The organism is Chishuiella changwenlii, from assembly GCF_900142565.1.
Classification (GTDB): Bacteria; Bacteroidota; Bacteroidia; order Flavobacteriales; family Weeksellaceae; genus Empedobacter; species Empedobacter changwenlii.
Genome location: NZ_FRBH01000001.1, coordinates 334,081 through 352,762 on the forward strand (window position 1 = coordinate 334,081; position 18,682 = coordinate 352,762).

General features: G+C 31.2%; 14 protein-coding genes. 7 read left to right on the forward strand and 7 right to left on the reverse strand.

Annotated features, from left to right (window positions below; all coding sequences use genetic code 11):
• Positions 1-21: 21 nt before the first annotated feature.
• The 3 genes from BUA86_RS01535 to folE all read right to left on the reverse strand — a co-directional run bounded on the left by BUA86_RS01535 (position 22) and on the right by folE (position 4,246).
• On the reverse strand, positions 22-1,983 hold the full coding sequence (locus BUA86_RS01535) for a putative porin (protein WP_072929188.1): 1,962 nt from the start codon (positions 1,981-1,983) through the stop codon (positions 22-24).
• Between the two features lie 94 nt (positions 1,984-2,077).
• A complete protein-coding gene (cysS, locus tag BUA86_RS01540; RefSeq protein ID WP_072929190.1) occupies positions 2,078-3,550 on the reverse strand; it encodes a cysteine--tRNA ligase in 1,473 nt (490 codons plus the stop codon).
• Positions 3,551-3,568: 18 nt separating this feature from the next.
• A complete protein-coding gene (folE, locus tag BUA86_RS01545; protein ID WP_072929192.1) occupies positions 3,569-4,246 on the reverse strand; it encodes a GTP cyclohydrolase I FolE in 678 nt (225 codons plus the stop codon).
• A gap of 139 nt (positions 4,247-4,385) precedes the next feature.
• On the opposite strand from folE, the gene hutH reads away from it, so the two are divergent.
• From hutH to BUA86_RS01560, 3 genes are all read left to right on the forward strand, one after another.
• A complete protein-coding gene (gene hutH / locus BUA86_RS01550; protein ID WP_072929194.1) occupies positions 4,386-5,891 on the forward strand; it encodes a histidine ammonia-lyase in 1,506 nt (501 codons plus the stop codon).
• 98 nt (positions 5,892-5,989) lie between these two features.
• The gene (locus tag BUA86_RS01555) at positions 5,990-6,370 is read left to right on the forward strand and encodes a ribosomal maturation YjgA family protein (protein ID WP_072929196.1); all 381 of its coding nucleotides are present in this window, start codon (positions 5,990-5,992) and stop codon (positions 6,368-6,370) included.
• 9 nt (positions 6,371-6,379) lie between these two features.
• Complete coding sequence (locus BUA86_RS01560; RefSeq protein WP_072929198.1) at positions 6,380-8,359, forward strand: urocanate hydratase; 1,980 nt, start codon at positions 6,380-6,382, stop codon at positions 8,357-8,359.
• Between the two features lie 245 nt (positions 8,360-8,604).
• Here BUA86_RS01560 and ahcY read toward each other — a convergent pair whose 3' ends face one another.
• Positions 8,605-9,918, reverse strand: a complete 1,314-nt coding sequence (ahcY, locus tag BUA86_RS01565) for an adenosylhomocysteinase (protein ID WP_072929200.1) — start codon at positions 9,916-9,918, stop codon at positions 8,605-8,607.
• Positions 9,919-9,997: 79 nt separating this feature from the next.
• Between ahcY and BUA86_RS01570 the strand changes: the two genes are divergently transcribed.
• The 4 genes from BUA86_RS01570 (at position 9,998) to BUA86_RS01585 (ending at position 12,865) form a co-directional block, all read left to right on the forward strand.
• The gene (locus tag BUA86_RS01570; RefSeq protein ID WP_072929202.1) at positions 9,998-10,627 is read left to right on the forward strand and encodes a 4'-phosphopantetheinyl transferase family protein; all 630 of its coding nucleotides are present in this window, start codon (positions 9,998-10,000) and stop codon (positions 10,625-10,627) included.
• Positions 10,620-11,303 (forward strand): nicotinamide riboside transporter PnuC, encoded by a 684-nt coding sequence (pnuC, locus tag BUA86_RS01575; RefSeq protein WP_072929204.1) that lies wholly within the window; start codon positions 10,620-10,622, stop codon positions 11,301-11,303. Before BUA86_RS01570 ends, pnuC begins: the two co-directional genes overlap by 8 nt.
• 68 nt (positions 11,304-11,371) lie before the next feature.
• Positions 11,372-12,076: a Bax inhibitor-1/YccA family protein gene (locus tag BUA86_RS01580; RefSeq protein WP_072929206.1), complete on the forward strand. Its 705-nt coding sequence runs from the start codon at positions 11,372-11,374 to the stop codon at positions 12,074-12,076.
• A 72-nt stretch (positions 12,077-12,148) separates the two neighbouring features.
• The gene (locus tag BUA86_RS01585; RefSeq protein ID WP_072929208.1) at positions 12,149-12,865 is read left to right on the forward strand and encodes an LOG family protein; all 717 of its coding nucleotides are present in this window, start codon (positions 12,149-12,151) and stop codon (positions 12,863-12,865) included.
• Positions 12,866-13,108: 243 nt separating this feature from the next.
• On the opposite strand, the gene BUA86_RS01590 is transcribed toward BUA86_RS01585, so the two are convergent.
• The 3 genes from BUA86_RS01590 to BUA86_RS01600 form a co-directional block, all read right to left on the reverse strand.
• Positions 13,109-15,910 (reverse strand): T9SS type A sorting domain-containing protein, encoded by a 2,802-nt coding sequence (locus BUA86_RS01590; protein ID WP_072929210.1) that lies wholly within the window; start codon positions 15,908-15,910, stop codon positions 13,109-13,111.
• 97 nt (positions 15,911-16,007) lie between these two features.
• Complete coding sequence (locus BUA86_RS01595; protein WP_072929212.1) at positions 16,008-17,048, reverse strand: SusE domain-containing protein; 1,041 nt, start codon at positions 17,046-17,048, stop codon at positions 16,008-16,010.
• A gap of 14 nt (positions 17,049-17,062) precedes the next feature.
• Positions 17,063-18,682 carry a RagB/SusD family nutrient uptake outer membrane protein gene (locus BUA86_RS01600; protein WP_072929213.1) on the reverse strand — a complete coding sequence of 540 codons (1,620 nt, stop codon included), beginning with the start codon at positions 18,680-18,682 and terminating at the stop codon, positions 17,063-17,065.

Genomic DNA, 18,682 nt, shown 5'->3' on the forward strand with positions numbered 1-18,682 from the left:
CTTTTTTTTATATATTTTTTTTTAACTAAAAATATTCCATTTAATTCCTAGCTGAAATTTAAATCCTCTATATGGAACATTAGATGTTGAAAAATAATCTGGTTGTGAAACAAACGATGCATTTAAATGTTCTCCTCTAATATAAAAACGCATATTACGAACTTTAAAGTTAACAAAAACATCTAAAATAGGATATGCACCTATTCTTTGAATTGCTGCATTTTGAATAGCAAATTCATTTAAAACTGGATTATAAGTTAATCCTCTATATTTTGAAAAATATGTAGCATTTATTCCAGCTTGTAATTGTGCATTTTTATTAAATAATTCTCCTTGCCAGTATAATGTTTCTCGTATTAAGAAATCTGGTAAAGGCATTATATCTTCATTTTTTGATACTTTCTGATATTGTAAAGTAGAAACTAAATTAATATTTCCGAAACGAAGGTGATTTTCTCCTTTTAATCTAAAGTAATTGATATTATCATTTAACTGCTTATAAACTAAATCGGCATCTAAATAAACTTTATTATCTATATTATAAACAGCTCCTTCTAATGTTGTATTTAATTTTTCTAAATTCAGTTTAGCAAAAAGTTTTTGAATATTTTCTGTCTGAAACTGATTCGCATAATTAAAATTTGCATAGAAACTTTGATTATAAATAGCATTTAAAGACGGAATCTTAGATTGAATTAATGCTCCTGCAGATAATGTATAACCTGCAATTGGTGTAATATCTAAAACCGCATCTACATTGTAAACACTTTTATAATTGTCACTTTGCAAATACTCTACATTTCCGAAAAGCTTTAATTTTTCATTCCAATCAAAATTAACTTTTCCTACAATTCCAAATAAGTTTTCTTTAATTTCTCTTGGGTTATTTACATCGTAAATAACATTACCATTTGTATCTTCTAAACGAGCAACCAAAGGTTGTTCTGCGAAAACTCTTAAACTCTGAAATTTAACTCCAGCTTCTATTTGTATACGATCTGTCCATTGAAAACCTGCGGTTGTAACATTGGAAAAATCAGTTGAACTTTTTAGACTAGACGTTCCTATTCCTTGGATTATTGGAGAAAAATACAACTGTGCTGATGGAGATGAATCTTCGTAACGGTATTTTTGTTTTTCGTACGTTACTGTATTCTTTAAAAGAATTGGATTAAAATAAGTTGAATCTTTTTCGTTTAATTTTCTTAAAATACCATACGAAGCATTAACTTGAATTCGACGTGCATCAAAATCAGACTTTGCTGTTTGAGAATTTACTGGAATATTACGAAGGTTAGATAACCTACGTTCATCTTGCAAAATAAAATCATTAATATCGCTTATTCCTCCATTTTCATTATTCTTTAAATTTTGTGCTGCGTAATGCCACCATAATTTAAAGCGTTCTGATTTGGTTTTATAATTAGATGAAAATACAAATGTATTATTCTGTGCTTTTTCATTTCTGAAACGTCCTTCGGAAATTAAACCTCTATAATGAAAAGTATAATTAAATTGTTTATTGATATTATGCGAGAATGTTGATGATAAGAAGTTACCTTCTTTTACACCATTTTCATAAATAAATTCTGTGTAAGGTGTTTTTACATCATAATACTTTATATCATCTGCAAAATAGTAGTTATACTTTTTTCCAGTTGGTAATAAGCTTGTAGAAAACGGCGTATCTTGATATTCTAAATCAACTACAGCCCCACCAACATTTGGGAAAAATAATTTTCCAAACGCATCTCTTCGAATAAAATTCTGATTATAAAAGTTTTTGATACTTAATGTTGTATCAATAATTTCTGGCTTTCTACTATTTGTCCAAAATTTATAATCCTCAATTTTTGTTTTGAAATATGTTACAGAATCATTTGTAGATGATCCTTTTAGCGGTTTTAGAATTCTAGTAGAATCTGTTTGTGCCTCAGCATAAACTGATCCTAATAAAAATAAACCAATGATTGTTTTTTTCATCCTCTTGAATAAATCCTTACAAAAGTAATCTAAAATTAAAATATACAAAAAACCCACTTATAGCTAAGTGGGTTAAAAATATTATAAATATCTCTTAAAAAGAGTATGTTGTTCCTTCTGATCCATCTTTTAATTGAATACCTAAAGCACTCAATTCATCACGAATTTGATCGGATAAAGCCCAGTTTTTATCAACACGTGCTTGATTACGCATTTCGATTAGCATTTTTACAACACCATCTAATTTCTCAGAGCTTTCGTTAACATCGTTAGATTCTAATCCTAAAACATCACGAACAAAACCATTCATTAATGTTTTTAATTTTTCTAAATCTTCTGCCGTAATATTCTCAAAACTATCTTTGATAGAATTAATCATTTTTACTGCATCAAATAAATGAGCGATAAGAATTGGTGTATTAAAATCGTCATCCATTGCTGTGTAGAACTTCGTTTCTAACTCAGAAATATTAACTGTAGACGTTTTCTTTGGTGTAATATTTTCTAATGTTTTTAAAGCTTCCATTAAACGGTTATAACCTTTTTCAGAAGCCAACATTGCATCATTAGAAATATCTAAAACACTTCTGTAATGTGCTTGTAAGAAACAAAAACGAACAATACTTGGGTGAAATGCTTTCTCAAAGAAATTATTATTTCCAGTCATTAATTCCATTGGTAGAATGTAATTCCCTGTCGATTTACTCATACGTTGACCATTCATGGTTAACATATTAGCATGCATCCAATATTTAACTGGATCATGTCCATTACAACCTTTTGCTTGAGCAATCTCACATTCATGATGAGGGAATTTAAGATCCATTCCTCCTCCGTGAATATCGAAGAAATCTCCAAGATATTTTGTACTCATTACAGTACACTCTAAGTGCCAACCAGGAAAACCTTCTCCCCAAGGAGAAGTCCAACGCATAATATGAGCAGGTGAAGCATTTTTCCAAAGAGCAAAATCTACTGGATTTTTCTTTTCTCCCTGTCCATCTAAATCGCGCGTATTGTTAATTAATTCCTCGATATTACGATTACTTAATTCACCATAGTTTAAGCCTTTTTTATTGTAAGCTTCTACATCAAAATAAACAGATCCGTTTACTTCATATGCAAAACCTAATTCTATTAGCTTTTCAGCTAATTCTATTTGCTCTAAAATATGACCTGTAGCTGTTGGCTCTATTGTTGGAGGAAGTAAATTAAATTTTTCTAAAACATGGTGAAAATCTACAGTATATTTCTGTACAATTTCCATTGGTTCTAGCTTCTCTAATTTTGATTGTTTTACAAAACGATCATTTTCTACATTACCATCATCTGTTAAATGTCCAGCATCTGTAATATTACGAACGTAGCGTACTTTATAACCTAAAAATTTTAAGTAACGATAAATCATATCAAAAGACATAAATGTTCGCACGTTTCCTAAATGTACATTGCTATACACGGTAGGACCACAGACATACATTCCAACATTATCTTGATTAATAGGTTCGAATATTTCTTTTTGTCCTGATAAGGAATTATGTACTTTTAATTGATTTTCTTTTACCATTTTTAAGGGTTTATTATTTTAAACATTAAAAGGAGTCTTCATGCCAATGTAAGCAATAAACTCTTTTCTTAATTGTTCGTTGTCTTTGAAAGCTCCACCATATTCAGCAGTAACTGTACTAGATTCGATGTCTTTTATTCCACGTGAGTTAACACATAAATGTTTTGCATCTACAATACATGCAACATCATCTGTACCTAAAGCCTCTTGCATTGCTTTTACAATTTGCATTGTTAAACGCTCTTGTACTTGTGGTCGTTTTGCATAGTATTCTACAATACGATTCATTTTTGATAATCCGATTACTTTTCCTTTCGAAATATAACCTACATGTGCTCGTCCAACGATAGGTAAGAAATGGTGTTCGCAAGTAGAATAAACTACGATATCCTTTTCAACTAACATTTGGTTGTAGTTATATTTATTTTCGAAAGTTGACATTCCAGGTTTGCGTTCTGGTAATAATCCACCAAAAATTTCTTTCACAAACATTTTTGCTACTCGTTTTGGAGTTCCTTTCAAACTATCATCTGTTAAATCTAATCCTAAAGTTTCCATGATATTACGGAAATCCGCCTCTATCTTTTCTACTTTTTCTTCTGCAGACAATTCAAAAGCATCATCTCTTAGAGGAGTCTCTAAGTTTGCTGACATATGATCGTCTCCTATTTCGTCATGAAGATGTTTATCACACATTACATAAAAATTTCTGCAAATTTATAAAAGATAGCGATATAAAACCTTATCAAATATCAATAATTACCTATAGTATGATTTCTATTATTTATAATAATCCCGAAAACGTTATATTTGGCATATCCAAAATTAAAATACAATGACAAAAACTTATGGTATAGACTTTTTATCCTTTGAGGATTTTAAAGCAATTGATAACGGAAAAAGTACCATTAATCTTAATGAAACAAGTAAAGAACAAATTATAATATCTCAACAAAATGTTGCTAAAATAATTGCTTCTGGACAAACAGTATATGGAATAAACACTGGATTTGGACCTTTATGTGATACTAAAATTTCGGAAGAAGAAACACGTCAACTACAACACAATCTTTTAATTAGTCATGCTGTTGGTGTTGGTAATCCTATTAAAAAAGAAATTTCCAAAACGATGTTAATAGCAAAAGCTCATGCATTATCTAAAGGATTCTCTGGTGTTACTTTGGAAGTTGTAGAACGTATTCTATTAATGATAGAAAAAGATATTATTCCTGTTGTTCCAGAAAAAGGTTCTGTTGGTGCATCTGGAGATTTAGCTCCACTATCTCATTTATTTTTACCATTAATTGGAGAAGGTAAAGTATGGGAAGGTGATAAAATTATTACAACAAAAGAAGCCTTAGCAAAACATCATTTAGAGCCATTAAATTTATCTGCAAAAGAAGGTTTAGGATTAATTAATGGTACGCAATTTATTTTATCTCATGCACTGCATGGACTAAAGAAATTTGAATATTTATTAAACTTAGCAGATGTTGTTGGCGCTCTTTCTTTAGAAGCTTATGAAGGTTCTGCTAGTCCTTTTAAAAAGGAATTACATGAAATTCGTGCTTTTAAAGGAACTGTTTTAGTTGCTGAACGAATGAGAAATTTATTAAAAGATTCTGGCATCGCTTATTCACATCAAGATTGTGGTCGTGTTCAAGACCCTTACTCTTTACGTTGTATACCTCAGGTGCATGGAGCTTCTAGAAATGCTTTTTTCCATTTACAAGAATTAGCAGAAATTGAGCTAAATTCTGTTACAGATAATCCTATTGTTATTTCTGATGAAGAAGCTATTTCTGGTGGAAACTTTCACGGGCAACCCTTAGCTATGGCATTAGATTATGCTACAATTGCTGCATCTGAATTAGGAAATATTTCTGATAGAAGACAATATTTATTAATTGAAGGTAAATATGGATTACCAAAATTATTAACAGAAAGTTCGGGATTAAATTCTGGTTTTATGATTCCTCAGTATACTTCTGCGGCTCTTTGTACAGAAAATAAAACATTATGTTTTCCTGCTTCTGCAGATAGTATTCCAACTTCTTTAGGACAAGAAGATCACGTTTCTATGGGAAGTATTTCTGGACGAAAATTTAATCAGGTTTTAGATAATGTAGAACGTATATTAGCAATAGAATTAATGTATGCTTGTCAAGGTTTAGAATTTAGACGTCCAAAAAAATCTAGTCCTTATCTAGAACAAGTTTTCGCAAAAGTTCGTACAATATGCCCTAAATTAGAAGATGATCGTTTAATTGGTGATGATATCAATAATATTATAGATTTATTACAGACTGATGATTTCAAGGATTTAATTATGAATTCGTAGTAATTGATTATAAAATAAGTTTAATCCATCAAGTGTCATGTTGAATTCATTTCAACATCACATTTAGTAAAATAATAAGGTACAACTAAAAAATAAACATGCTTAGATTTGATAAAAAATCATTTTTCATTGCAAGTATCATCTTTATTATCGAGGTGATAATTGCATTGTATGTAAGAGATAAAATTATTCGTCCATTTGTTGGTGATATTTTGGTTGTGATTTTTATTTACTATTTCATCAAAGCATTTATCAATATAAAACCTTTATATATTGCTATTTTTACTCTAATTTTTTCTTTTGTAGTAGAAATATTGCAATACTTTAACTTTATAATATTAATAGGATTGGAACATAATAAAGCTGCAAAAATTATTTTTGGAACATCATTCTCATGGATAGATTTACTGTGCTACTTTATTGGGTTTATTATCTTATTTTTTATTGACAAAAAAGAACTGACAAAAACCTATAAATAAAAACTCAAAATGACATTTCAAGAACAGATACAACAAGGAATTCCTTCTATTTTACCTGTTAAAAAAGAAAGAAATAATAATGTAAGTCACGCACCAAAGCGTAAAGAAATATTAACTGATGAGGAGAAAAAATTAGCAATTAAAAATGCTTTACGTTATTTTGAACCTCAACATCATAGTACATTAATTCCTGAATTTAAACAAGAATTAGAAGAGTTTGGACGAATATATATGCATCGTTTAAAACCCGATTATGAAATATTCGCAAGACCAATAGCAGAATATCCAGGAAATTCTGAACAAGCAAAAGCTATTCAGTTAATGATTCAGAATAATCTAGACCCCGCTGTTGCACAACATCCAGATGAATTAATAACATACGGAGGAAATGGAGCTGTTTTTCAGAACTGGGCTCAGTATTTATTAACAATGAAATATTTGTCTGAAATGACAGATGAACAAACATTGGTTATGTATTCTGGTCATCCTATGGGTTTATTCCCTTCTCATAAAAATGCACCTAGAGTTGTTGTAACAAATGGAATGGTTATACCTAATTATTCTCAACCAGATGATTGGGAAAAAATGAATGCTTTAGGTGTTTCTCAATATGGACAAATGACTGCTGGTAGTTACATGTATATTGGTCCACAAGGTATTGTACATGGCACTACAATTACAGTTTTAAATGGTTGTCGCAAAATAGACGCTGACGGAACAGCTGGAAAATTATTTGTTACAGCTGGTTTAGGTGGTATGTCTGGTGCTCAACCAAAAGCTGGAAACATTGCTGGTGTAGTTTCTGTAACAGCAGAAGTAAACCCTGCTGCTACTTGGAAAAGACACGAACAAGGTTGGGTAGATGAAGTTATTTCTGATTTAGATGAATTAGTTTCTCGTGTTCGTAAAGCAAAAGAGGATAAAGAAGTTGTTTCTATTGCATACAATGGTAACATTGTAGATGTTTGGGAAAAATTTGATAAAGAGAATGTTTATATTGAACTTGGCTCAGATCAAACTTCTTTACATAATCCTTGGGCTGGTGGTTATTATCCAGCTGGATTATCATTTGAAGATGCTAATAAAATGATGGCGGACAATCCAACATTATTTAAAGATAAAGTACAAGAAAGTTTACGACGTCATGCCGATGCCGTTAATAAACATACTGCTAAAGGGACATATTTCTTTGATTATGGAAATGCATTTTTATTAGAAGCATCTCGTGCTGGTGCTGATGTAATGGCTGAAAACGGAATAGACTTTAAATATGCTAGCTATGTACAAGATATTATGGGACCAATGTGTTTTGATTTTGGATTTGGACCATTTCGTTGGGTTTGTACCTCTGGAAAACCAGAAGATTTACAAAAAACAGATAAAATTGCTTGTCAAGTTTTAGAAGAAATAATGAAAGATTCTCCTGTAGAAATTCAGCAACAAATGCAAGATAATATTACTTGGATAAAAGGTGCACAAGAAAATAAATTAGTTGTTGGTTCGCAAGCTCGTATTTTATATGCTGATGCTGAGGGACGAATTAAAATTGCAAAAGCTTTTAATGATGCTATTTCTAAAGGTGATATTGGAGCGGTAGTATTAGGAAGAGATCATCATGATGTTTCGGGTACAGATTCTCCTTTCCGTGAAACGTCTAATATTTATGATGGATCGAAATTTACAGCAGATATGGCGATTCATAATGTAATTGGTGATAGTTTCCGTGGTGCTACTTGGGTTTCTATACACAACGGTGGTGGCGTTGGTTGGGGAGAAGTAATTAACGGAGGTTTCGGAATGTTATTAGATGGTTCTACTGATGCTGAAAATCGTTTAAAATCTATGTTGCATTGGGATGTAAACAATGGAATTGCCCGCAGATCTTGGGCTAGAAATGATGAAGCTATTTTTGCTATAAAACGCGCTATGAAACAGGAACCATTATTAAAAGTTACTTTACCTAATTTGGTTGATGAGAAATTGCTTTAATTAGATTTAAGACATAAGTTATTAGGTTCTTAGGTTTTTAAGTCTTTCTTAATTCATTTAAGGTTTTAGCAGGCTCAATGTGACAATGGAAAGTAGAAAGTGAAAAAAAATCTAAATTCTAATTTCTAAAATCTAAAATCTAACTTCTACATAATATAAAAAAACCCTCGCTTGTTCAGGGCGAGGGTATATATAGTTAAGTGTGTGCTTTTTTTTACTTCAAATAAAAAATAAATTAAAATTAATTAATATCTATAATATTCTGGTTTGAATGGTCCTTCAACCGGTACACCAATGTATTCTGCTTGTTTTTGAGATAAAACTTCTAATTCAACTCCCAATTTAGCTAAATGTAATTCTGCAACTTTTTCATCTAAATGCTTAGGTAAAGTATATACTTTATTTTCGTAAGCAGATGAGTTTGTCCATAATTCGATTTGCGCTAACGTTTGGTTAGAAAAAGAGTTAGACATTACAAAAGAAGGGTGTCCTGTTGCAATTCCTAAGTTAACTAAACGACCTTCAGCTAAAATGATAATATCATTTCCGTTGATGTTGTATTTGTCTACTTGAGGCTTAATTACATCTTTTGTATCTCCGTAGTTACTGTTTAGCCAAGCCATATCGATTTCATTATCGAAGTGACCAATGTTACATACTACAGTTTTGTCTTTCATTTTTAAGAAATGCTCTGCACGTACAATTCCAAAGTTACCAGTTGTTGTAATAATAATATCAGCTGTAGCAACAACTGTATCTAATTTTTTAACTTCGTAACCTTCCATTGCAGCTTGTAATGCACAAATAGGATCGATTTCTGTTACTGTAACAATAGCTCCAGCTCCGCGGAAAGATTCTGCAGTTCCTTTACCTACATCACCAAAACCACAAACTACAACACGTTTACCAGCAATCATTAAATCTGTTCCACGACGAATCGCATCAACAGCAGACTCACGACATCCGTATTTGTTATCGAATTTCGATTTTGTTACAGAATCGTTTACATTAATTGCAGGCATTGGTAATGTACCTTTTTCCATTCTTTCGTAAAGACGGTGTACACCTGTAGTTGTTTCTTCTGATAATCCTTTGATCTCAGCAACTAATTCTGGGTAACGATCAATCACCATATTCGTTAAATCTCCACCATCATCTAAAATTAAGTTTAATGGTTTGCGATCTTCACCGAAGAATAATGTTTGCTCGATACACCAATCGAATTCCTCTTCGTTCATCCCTTTCCAAGCATACACAGGAATACCAGCAGCAGCAATTGCAGCAGCAGCATGATCTTGTGTAGAGAAAATATTACATGAAGACCATGTAACATCTGCTCCTAAAGCAACTAACGTTTCGATAAGTACAGCAGTTTGGATTGTCATATGTAAACAACCCGCGATGCGAGAACCTTTCAAAGGTTGAGCAGCTTTATACTCTTCACGGATAGCCATTAACCCTGGCATTTCCGCCTCGGCCAACGTAATTTCCTTTCTTCCCCATTCAGCTAAAGAAATATCTTTAACTTTGTAAGGAATGTATTGCGTTTTTGTATCCATCAATTGATATATTTAACTAACTTTTAATTTTATTAAATTTATAAGATACAAATTTACAAACTAATTTACGATTATAAAAATGCCAGTCATTGATTATATAAACGACCATAAACATACTCGCATAATTACTTGGGATGTAAGCGAAAGTAATGAAGAAATGTTAGAGTATCTTCAACTGAAGGATTATAGAGTGGAGAAATTTCATAATCTTCGCCCAAAACAAGCACGTGAATACCTAGGATTAAGGGCTTGTTTAAAGAAATTGGATTTAGATTATGATGTGCTTTACGATGAAAGAGGTAAGCCTTATTTGCCCACAAATAAAGAAATTTCTATTACCCATTCTTACGGATTAGTTGCTGTTGGTGTTAGCGAATTTAACATAGGAATTGATATTGAATTATCTCGTCCGAAAAAAATTCTTAACATTAAGCATAAATTTGCTCGAGCAGATGAAATAGAGTGGATTCCGAAAGATGAAGAAATAGAATTTCTGCATATTATTTGGGGAATAAAGGAAGGACTATATAAATTGAATGGCGGAAATTTATGGAATTTCTTAAATCATTATCGTATTGAAGAATTTGATTTAATAGAAAATAAACCAATTGTTTGTTGGATTTCTGATGAAGTAAAAAGTAGAAAATATCATGCTTTTTATAAAATAGTAAATGAGCATTATTTAATTTGGGTATTGGATTATGAATAATTTTATAGATTATATATTAGCTCCTTATAAAACATATTCTACATTAAATATTGTTTTAGAAATTATTGCTACCTTATTTGGAATTATATCTGTTTACTTTACTTATAAAAGAAATATTTGGGTTTACCCTACTACTGTAATCTCTACTTTTATATTTATCTATTTATTTTTTAGTTGGGGTTTATATGGTGAAACCATTATTAATTTTTACTATACAGTAATGGCTATTTATGGTTGGATTTTGTGGCAAAAAAATCTTGAAGAAGACCATATACATGTAGATGTCTTTTGGGCTAATAAAAAAGAATACTTCCTAGCTTCTATTCTTTTTATAGCAAGCTTTTTATTTATTCTAAGCATTTATTATTTCCGCCCTGTTATTCAGAATGGTTTTGATTGGAGTTATATTAATCAATGTAAGTTTCATTACTCACCGATTGATTTTATAGATGCTACTGTTACAGCTACTTTTCTTATCGGAATGTGGATGATGGCAAGAAGAAAAATAGAAAATTGGATTTTTTGGATTGTTGGTGATATTATTATGATTCCATTAATGATTTATAAAGGAGCTGTTATAACGTCTAGCCAATATGCGGTTTTACTAGTTTTATCTGTAATTGGACTAATAGATTGGATCAAAGTTTACAAGTCCACTCGACAAGAGATAATATAAATGTCTCAAAAAATCATTATTTTAGCATCAAATTTAAATAACTGATAAAAAACTAAACGAAAAATAAGATGGAAAATCAACAATTTTATAACGCAAACCAATTGGTAGCAGATGCTACGAATGTGGAAAGAGCTAATTTTTACAAACACACGTATGGTCATGTTGCTGGAGGTGTTCTAGTTTTTGTAATTATAGAGTCGTTATTATTACAAATAGACCCATTGGTTACATTTATGTTGAGTTTAACACATGGATATCTTTGGTTAGCTTTACTTGGTGGTTTTATGGGAATTACTTGGGTAGCACAAAAAATGGCTTACGGATCTTTATCTAAGTCTAAACAATATTTAGGATATCTTTTATATATTATTGCTGAAGCATTAATATTTGTTCCTATGCTTTATATAGCTTTATACTATGGCGGAACTTTTGTTATTAAACAAGCTGCTGTTGTTACAGGAGGATTATTTGTAGGTTTATCTGCAATTGTATTTCTTACAAAAGCTGATTTCTCTGTTTTAAGAGGAGCTTTAACAATTGGATTCTTCTTAGCAATAGGACTAGTTATTGCTGGAATGCTATTCGGATTCGATTTAGGATTATGGTTCTCTGTAGGAATGTGTGCATTAGCTGGTGGAGCAATTTTATATAACACACACCAATTAAGATATGAATTTGGAACACAACAATATATCGCTGCGGCATTATCATTATTTGCTTCATTAATGTTATTGTTCTGGTATATTTTAAGAATTTTTATGAGCAGAGATTAAGTATAAAAACATAAATAAATTGTATATTGAACCGTAACATTTATGTTACGGTTTTTTTTATAAAATAAAATTATGACAGATAAAGAAAAAGAAGACGATAGAATACAATCTCCATTCCGACCTAAAGACTGGAACGAAATTAGAATAAATGACTCTTGGGCATTATTTAAGATTATGGCTGAGTTTGTAAATGGTTACGAAACCATGTCTAAAATTGGTCCTTGTGTTTCTATTTTTGGTTCTGCTCGTACAGTAGAAGATCATCCACATTATAAATTAGCAGAAGAAGTTGCTTACAACTTAACAAAAATAGGTTTTGGCGTTATTACAGGTGGCGGACCAGCTATTATGGAAGCTGCAAATAAAGGTGCACAGAAAGGAGGAGGTTCTTCGGTTGGATTAGGAGTTACATTACCTTTTGAGACAAGTTTAAATAAATACATCGATCGTGAATACGAAATTAATTTCGATTATTTTTTCGCACGTAAAGTAATGTTCGTAAAATATTCGCAAGGTTTTATTGTAATGCCAGGAGGTTTTGGAACGTTAGATGAATTATTTGAAGCCTTAACATTAATCCAAACAAAGAAAACAGGTCGTTTCCCTATTGTTTTGGTTGGTACAGAATATTGGAAAGGATTAATAGATTGGTTGAAAAGTAGAATGCTAGAAGAAGGTTATATTTCTGAGAAAGATTTAGATCTTTTCCGATTGGTTGATACAGCAGATGAAGCAGTAAATCACATCAAAAAATTCTACGAAAAATACAATGTAAAATTGAATTTTTAAAAGTGCTAATGTGCTAATGTGCTAATGTGCTAATGTGCTAATGTGCTAACAAATTTAAAAATTCACTACAATTAAATTATAACTTAAAGTGAAATTCTGAAAAGGATTTTGCATCGAAAAATTAGTTATTTTGTCATTCAGAGCTTGTCGAAGAATAGACAAAATAATTTCAAAAAAAGTATAAAAAATAACCCAATATCTCTTTTGAAATATTGGGTTAAATTTTATTAATGATTTAGATATTTACTTCTTAATTAATTTTGTTGTTGTTTTTCCTTTGTTTGTATTTAAAACAACTAAGTAAACTCCTTTGTTTAATGAACCAATATTAAATTGATTGTTTGCTATAAAAGATCCATTAAATTCTTTTACTAATTTTCCAGAAATATCATACACTTTGATATCTTTTGCTGCAACATTTAACCTAAAATAATTCGTTGCTGGATTTGGAGTAACGACAATTTTATCAGAATTAACAATCTTATCATCTGTTGATAAAGTCGCTTTTTGATTTCCGAAAATTCTAAACTCACCAGGGTTTAATGTAACCGTGTAAGACGAATTTGTATTTGTTGGTGTTACAACTGTTTCATCCATTAAATTATACCAATTTCCTAAATATGGGAATAGTGGTGAAATATTCTGAGCAGATGTTTCAAAGTTTGCAATTACTACAACATCTTTCAATTCTCCATTACTTAAATTATCATTTTTAATGTGAATTCTTGGTTTTAAATCTCCAGATGTAATTGTATAATCATCTGTTTCGAATACTTTATTATTTAATCTTAATCCAATAATTTTTGCCCAAACATCGTACACACTTTGTCTATTCGTGTTTTCTAAATAACCAATTTCAGCAGGAATAGGTTTTGGATCTGTACGACAACCATCGCTAATTGTACTATTTTGACAATGGTTAATTGAATATTCATATCCTAACTCTCCAAATTGCCAAAACATTTTTGGTCCAGGAATCGTAAATAAAACTGCTGCTAATGCTTTTTGTCTTTCTAATGAAGTATTTAAATCTTTTACATTATATGACCCATTTGTTGGTCCATATTGTAAGTTTTTAAACATCATACGTTCTTCATCATGGCTTTCTGCATAACCTACTAAATGTTTCTTTGTAAAACCTTTTACAGAATGTTTTAACCAATCAAAATTACTATCAGATTCATATCCCATTGTATTTTGATTGTAATTATTTGTTGCTTTTCCCCAAAGCATAATTCCTTTTCCTTCGTTTATTCTATAATTTGCCCATTCTGTTTCCTCTTGTGCAGAACCGTTATTTCCTAAATGCTCAAAAATAACATACGAATTAGGATCTACTGCCCATTGATTGTCTGCATATTTCTTTAGAATAGCCACACGATCTGCATGATATCCATTTGTACAATTTTCATCAGATGCAGAACATTCTTGTGTAAATCCTTTTGTTAAATCCCAACGAATTCCATCAATCTTATATTCATTTATCCAATGTTCTATTGTACGATTTACATAATATTGAGAAGGTGCTAATTGATGATTGATATCGTAACCAACATTGTAACTATGTTTAGCTTCTTGATTAAGATATGGGTTTTGTGCATTTGGATCTCCAAAACCATCTCCTTCTGGATCATTCATCCACATTCTTACTAAAGGCGAACGTCCGAAAACGTGATTTAAAGCTATATCTAAAATAACAGAAATTCCATTTTGATGACATAAATCTACAAACTCTTTCATTTTAGATGCTGGTCCATAAGCTTTGTCTAAAGCTAAATGATACGCTGTATTGTAACCCCAAGAAATATTACCTTCAAATTCCATTACAGGCATAATTTCTATTGCATTAACATTTAAATTTTTAAAATAATCAAAATCATTGATTAAAGATTCCCATGTTTTTGCAGTATTAAAATCACGAACTAATAATTCGTAAATAATTAAATTTTCCTTATTTGGTCTATCAAAATTAGTTACTTTCCAATTGTATTTTGTTTGATTAGTCTGTAGAACAGAAACCTCAAATTCTTGTCCTGCTGGATAAACAGGCATATTAGGATAAGTTGCTGATGTTATATATTGATCATCGTAAGGTGAAAGTACTAATGTAGAATACGGATCTGCTGTTTTTACACCATCACTTGTTCTATATTGAAAAGAGTAAACCTCGCCTGCATTTAAATTATTTAGCTCTAACCAAAATAAATCTTTATTGGTTACATCACGGTTCATAACATATTCATTCGAAATTTGCCAATTATTAAATGAACCTATTACATGAATAAACTCTTTATGAGGTGCATATAAAACTAAATAAGCCTTTGTAGGATCATTGTCTACATAATTAATTCCTTGTTTTAAGTTTGCAGGAATTGCAGTTTCATTAACCGTTGGTTTTACAAAAACTTGAAATGATTTTGATATTATTTGTCCTGCATTTTCTGCTGACAATGTAAAGTTCTGGCTATTTATAATTGGATAAGTCAAATTAAAAGTAGAAATATTTGTAGAACTTCCTACCTCTGTTCCATTTGCAGTTAATTTCCAATTTGCAGCTTTAGTTGCAGTTGCATCAATTGTAAAACTGGTTCCTGAAGCAACATTTGTAATCGAATTTTCTAATGGATTATTTAATGTCATTCGGAACGAACCTACTTGAATAGTATAATCTGCTGTTTGTGGTGATCCACCTGCTCCTCTAAAAAGAATGTTGATCGCCGTAATATTTTGATTAGAACCAACATTATAAAATTGATAAATAGAAGTTGGAATTTCTAATTTATAAGTTGTTCCAGATACATACGTTAATTTTGGTTGTACATTATCTTCTCCCCAATTTCCAATTACACTTTGCCAAGCTTGTCCATTTACAGTTACACCTGTATGTGCATAAATAGTACCTGAATAATTTTCTAAGCCAGTACCTGCTTTATCAAAAAAAATAGTTGCTGGTTGATTAGCTTCTATAACAGACGGACTCGTCGTAATTTGTGCCTTTAGAAATATGACTAAAAGCAACATCATAATGGATAAAATGTTCTTCATTTTTTTGTGATTTTTTGTGATTTTTTGGTAAAAAAAGCCATTAAAAATTAAATTTTAATGGCCTTTAAAAATTGATTATGATTGAGAAATAAAATTTCTATTGTGCTTCAGCTGAATAAGTAGATTTATTAAAGTTTGCAGTTATTTTATAAGTTCCTGCAGTTATTTTAATATTTCCTCCATTCTCATTCGTTAATACTCCAGGTGTATCAGTTCCTCCGTAACTTACATCCCATTTATCATTTTGGCGGAATTTGTATTCTCCTGTTTTCATTGTTACAGTTGTAACCCAAGAATCAATTGTTCCATCATACATTAATTTTGTATCTGGACCATCCCATCCATTTGGTGTAGCATCTCCTACTAACCCCCAAGAAAACTCTTCAATCTTATATGTTAGATCATTAAGATTCATTGTTATTTTGTAAGTTCCAGTTTTTGCTATTTTAATATTAGACCCTCCTTTTTCTAGAGTACCGTCAGCTCCATTATCTCCGTAATCAAAATCCCATTTGTTATCTTGACGGAATTTAATTTCACTATCACCTTTTAAATCTGTATAAGCAACAAGTACATTTATTACTCCAGATTTCCAAAATTGAACATCAGGACCATCCCATCCATTTGGAGCGGCAGAACCAACAATTCCCCAGTTTGTAGACAAATCTGTTGGATAAGCAGTAATTGTAATTGTCTGTACTGCCGAAATTAATTGTTGAGATTGTTGTGTTCCTAAAGTAGAAACAACACGGTAAATTAATTCTTCTGCAACATTAGGAGCAATTCCAAGTTCAAGAACTTTTGTATTCAAATCCTTGTAAGAAGTTGAAAACTCTACTGCTGTTGAATTTGTTGTTAATTGTACTGCTTTAGCAAAAGCTGCATCATCTTTAGTTGTAATTTCCAACGTATATCTTGGAATAACATTTAAACCATACTCAGCCTTATTCCATTTAAATGTATAAGTTGAATCTAATTTATCCTCAGTTAAAACTAAGCTCGCATTATCACTTGGTGTAGCAATAACAGCTGCATCATAATCCGCAGGATTTACTTTTAACAAATCGTCATCCGAACAACTTGTGATAGCAAGACCACCGATTATAGCGATTGATATATATTTTAAAAATTTTTTCATTTTTTAACTAGATTTTAGTAACCTGTATTTTGTTTTAAGTTTGGATTAATCGCAATCGCATTAAATGGTAATGGGAATAAATTACGATGACCTTCTACATTAGTTCCTCCAGCTACACCACCTTTAAATGGCCAGTTGTAGTTAGATGTAAATCGATTAAAACGAATTAAATCTGTTCTTCTTGTTCCTTCCCAATATAACTCTCTTGATCTTTCGTCTAAAACAAAATCTAAGTTAATAGATGTTACATTACCAGAAGTATTTCCATAACCTCTTTCTCTTAATTTATTAATGTAAGTAAGAGCTAAACCTGTATCACCTCCACCACGTAAAGCAGCTTCAGCATAATTTAAATACATTTCTGCAACACGAATAATTGGTAAATCTGTATCAACAAATTCTAATGTTGCATCAGTTCCATTTCCTCCTGTAGAAGTTTTGTTAGAGAATTTTCTCACAGCATATCCTTCTGCGAAAACACCTACGTCCTGAATCTCGTATGTTTGTCCCGCTGTAAAGAACATGGCACGTTTATCTCCCCAAGCGATTGGATTGTTACTTCCATCTCTTTGTGTAATAGACGCATCAAATTTACTTACCAATGCTTTTGTAGTACGAGGTCCTCCCCATCCTCCATTTACACCAGACTCAGAAGGAACCATTTGCCCTCCAATTGCTCCTTTAACTAAAAATGTTGTTCCTCCATAACTACGAGAATAGTTTCCGTCAAAGTTTAAAGCAAAAATAAATTCATTTTGTGCTCCATTGCTATTGTTATCAGCTAAGAATAATTCGTCATAAGCAGAACCATTACCGTTAACATCTGTCGTATTTAATACATAACCAGATTCTATTGCTAATTTAGCATAGTTAGCAGCGTCTGTATATTTGTTTTGGTTTACCCAAATCTCAGCATTTAAATATAAACGAGATAATAATGCATAAGCTGCAACCTTATCTACACGTCCGTATTCATTTGATCTTGCTGCTGCTAAATCATTTTCTAAGGCTTTTAATTCACTTTCTACAAACGTATAAATCTCTTGACGATTACTTTGTGTTGGTAAAGCTGTTGTAACTTCTGTTACCAAAGGAACATTTGCAAATAAATCTAATAAATTGTAGTAAGCGTATGCTCTTATCCAACGTGCTTCTGCAACATATTTTTTCACTTCCTCATTAGATCCTGCTAAAGGTGCAGCATTTGTAATGAAAGAGTTTGTAAAAGATACTGTTTGTGCTAAACGGAAATACATTCCTTCGATAAAAGGATTACTTGCTCCCCAGCTCATCGCATGCATATTAGGTATACCAGCATCTCCCCAACTTACAATAGCTTCATCTGTTGTAAATTCGTTTAATGTAAATAACATACGAGAAAATTGTGATGCTCCTTCATCTATTCCTGTAATATCAGGTTGACCATCAGGACCAGCTTGTCCTGTAAGGGCTAAAGCAGCATATAATTTTGCTAAAGCATTTTTAGCTTGTGCTGGATCAGAGAACACTTGGTTTTCTGAAATTACATCGGGATCAACTGGACTTAAATCTAAATCATCATGACAAGAAAAAGTTGATAATGATAAGAATCCAATTAATAATAATTTTGATATTTTAAGTTTTGTAAATTTCAT

Bases quoted from the DNA above. Each gene is read 5' to 3' on its own strand.
- pnuC (WP_072929204.1), top strand. From the start codon at position 10,620: ATGAATAATTTTATAGATTATATATTAGCTCCTTATAAAACATATTCT.
- BUA86_RS01585 (WP_072929208.1), top strand. From the start codon at position 12,149: ATGACAGATAAAGAAAAAGAAGACGATAGAATACAATCTCCATTCCGA.
- cysS (WP_072929190.1), bottom strand. From the start codon at position 3,550: ATGGTAAAAGAAAATCAATTAAAAGTACATAATTCCTTATCAGGACAA.
- BUA86_RS01595 (WP_072929212.1), bottom strand. From the start codon at position 17,048: ATGAAAAAATTTTTAAAATATATATCAATCGCTATAATCGGTGGTCTT.
- folE (WP_072929192.1), bottom strand. From the start codon at position 4,246: ATGTGTGATAAACATCTTCATGACGAAATAGGAGACGATCATATGTCA.
- BUA86_RS01570 (WP_072929202.1), top strand. From the start codon at position 9,998: ATGCCAGTCATTGATTATATAAACGACCATAAACATACTCGCATAATT.
- BUA86_RS01580 (WP_072929206.1), top strand. From the start codon at position 11,372: ATGGAAAATCAACAATTTTATAACGCAAACCAATTGGTAGCAGATGCT.
- ahcY (WP_072929200.1), bottom strand. From the start codon at position 9,918: ATGGATACAAAAACGCAATACATTCCTTACAAAGTTAAAGATATTTCT.
- BUA86_RS01560 (WP_072929198.1), top strand. From the start codon at position 6,380: ATGACATTTCAAGAACAGATACAACAAGGAATTCCTTCTATTTTACCT.
- BUA86_RS01590 (WP_072929210.1), bottom strand. From the start codon at position 15,910: ATGAAGAACATTTTATCCATTATGATGTTGCTTTTAGTCATATTTCTA.
- BUA86_RS01555 (WP_072929196.1), top strand. From the start codon at position 5,990: ATGCTTAGATTTGATAAAAAATCATTTTTCATTGCAAGTATCATCTTT.
- BUA86_RS01535 (WP_072929188.1), bottom strand. From the start codon at position 1,983: ATGAAAAAAACAATCATTGGTTTATTTTTATTAGGATCAGTTTATGCT.
- hutH (WP_072929194.1), top strand. From the start codon at position 4,386: ATGACAAAAACTTATGGTATAGACTTTTTATCCTTTGAGGATTTTAAA.
- BUA86_RS01600 (WP_072929213.1), bottom strand. From the start codon at position 18,682: ATGAAATTTACAAAACTTAAAATATCAAAATTATTATTAATTGGATTC.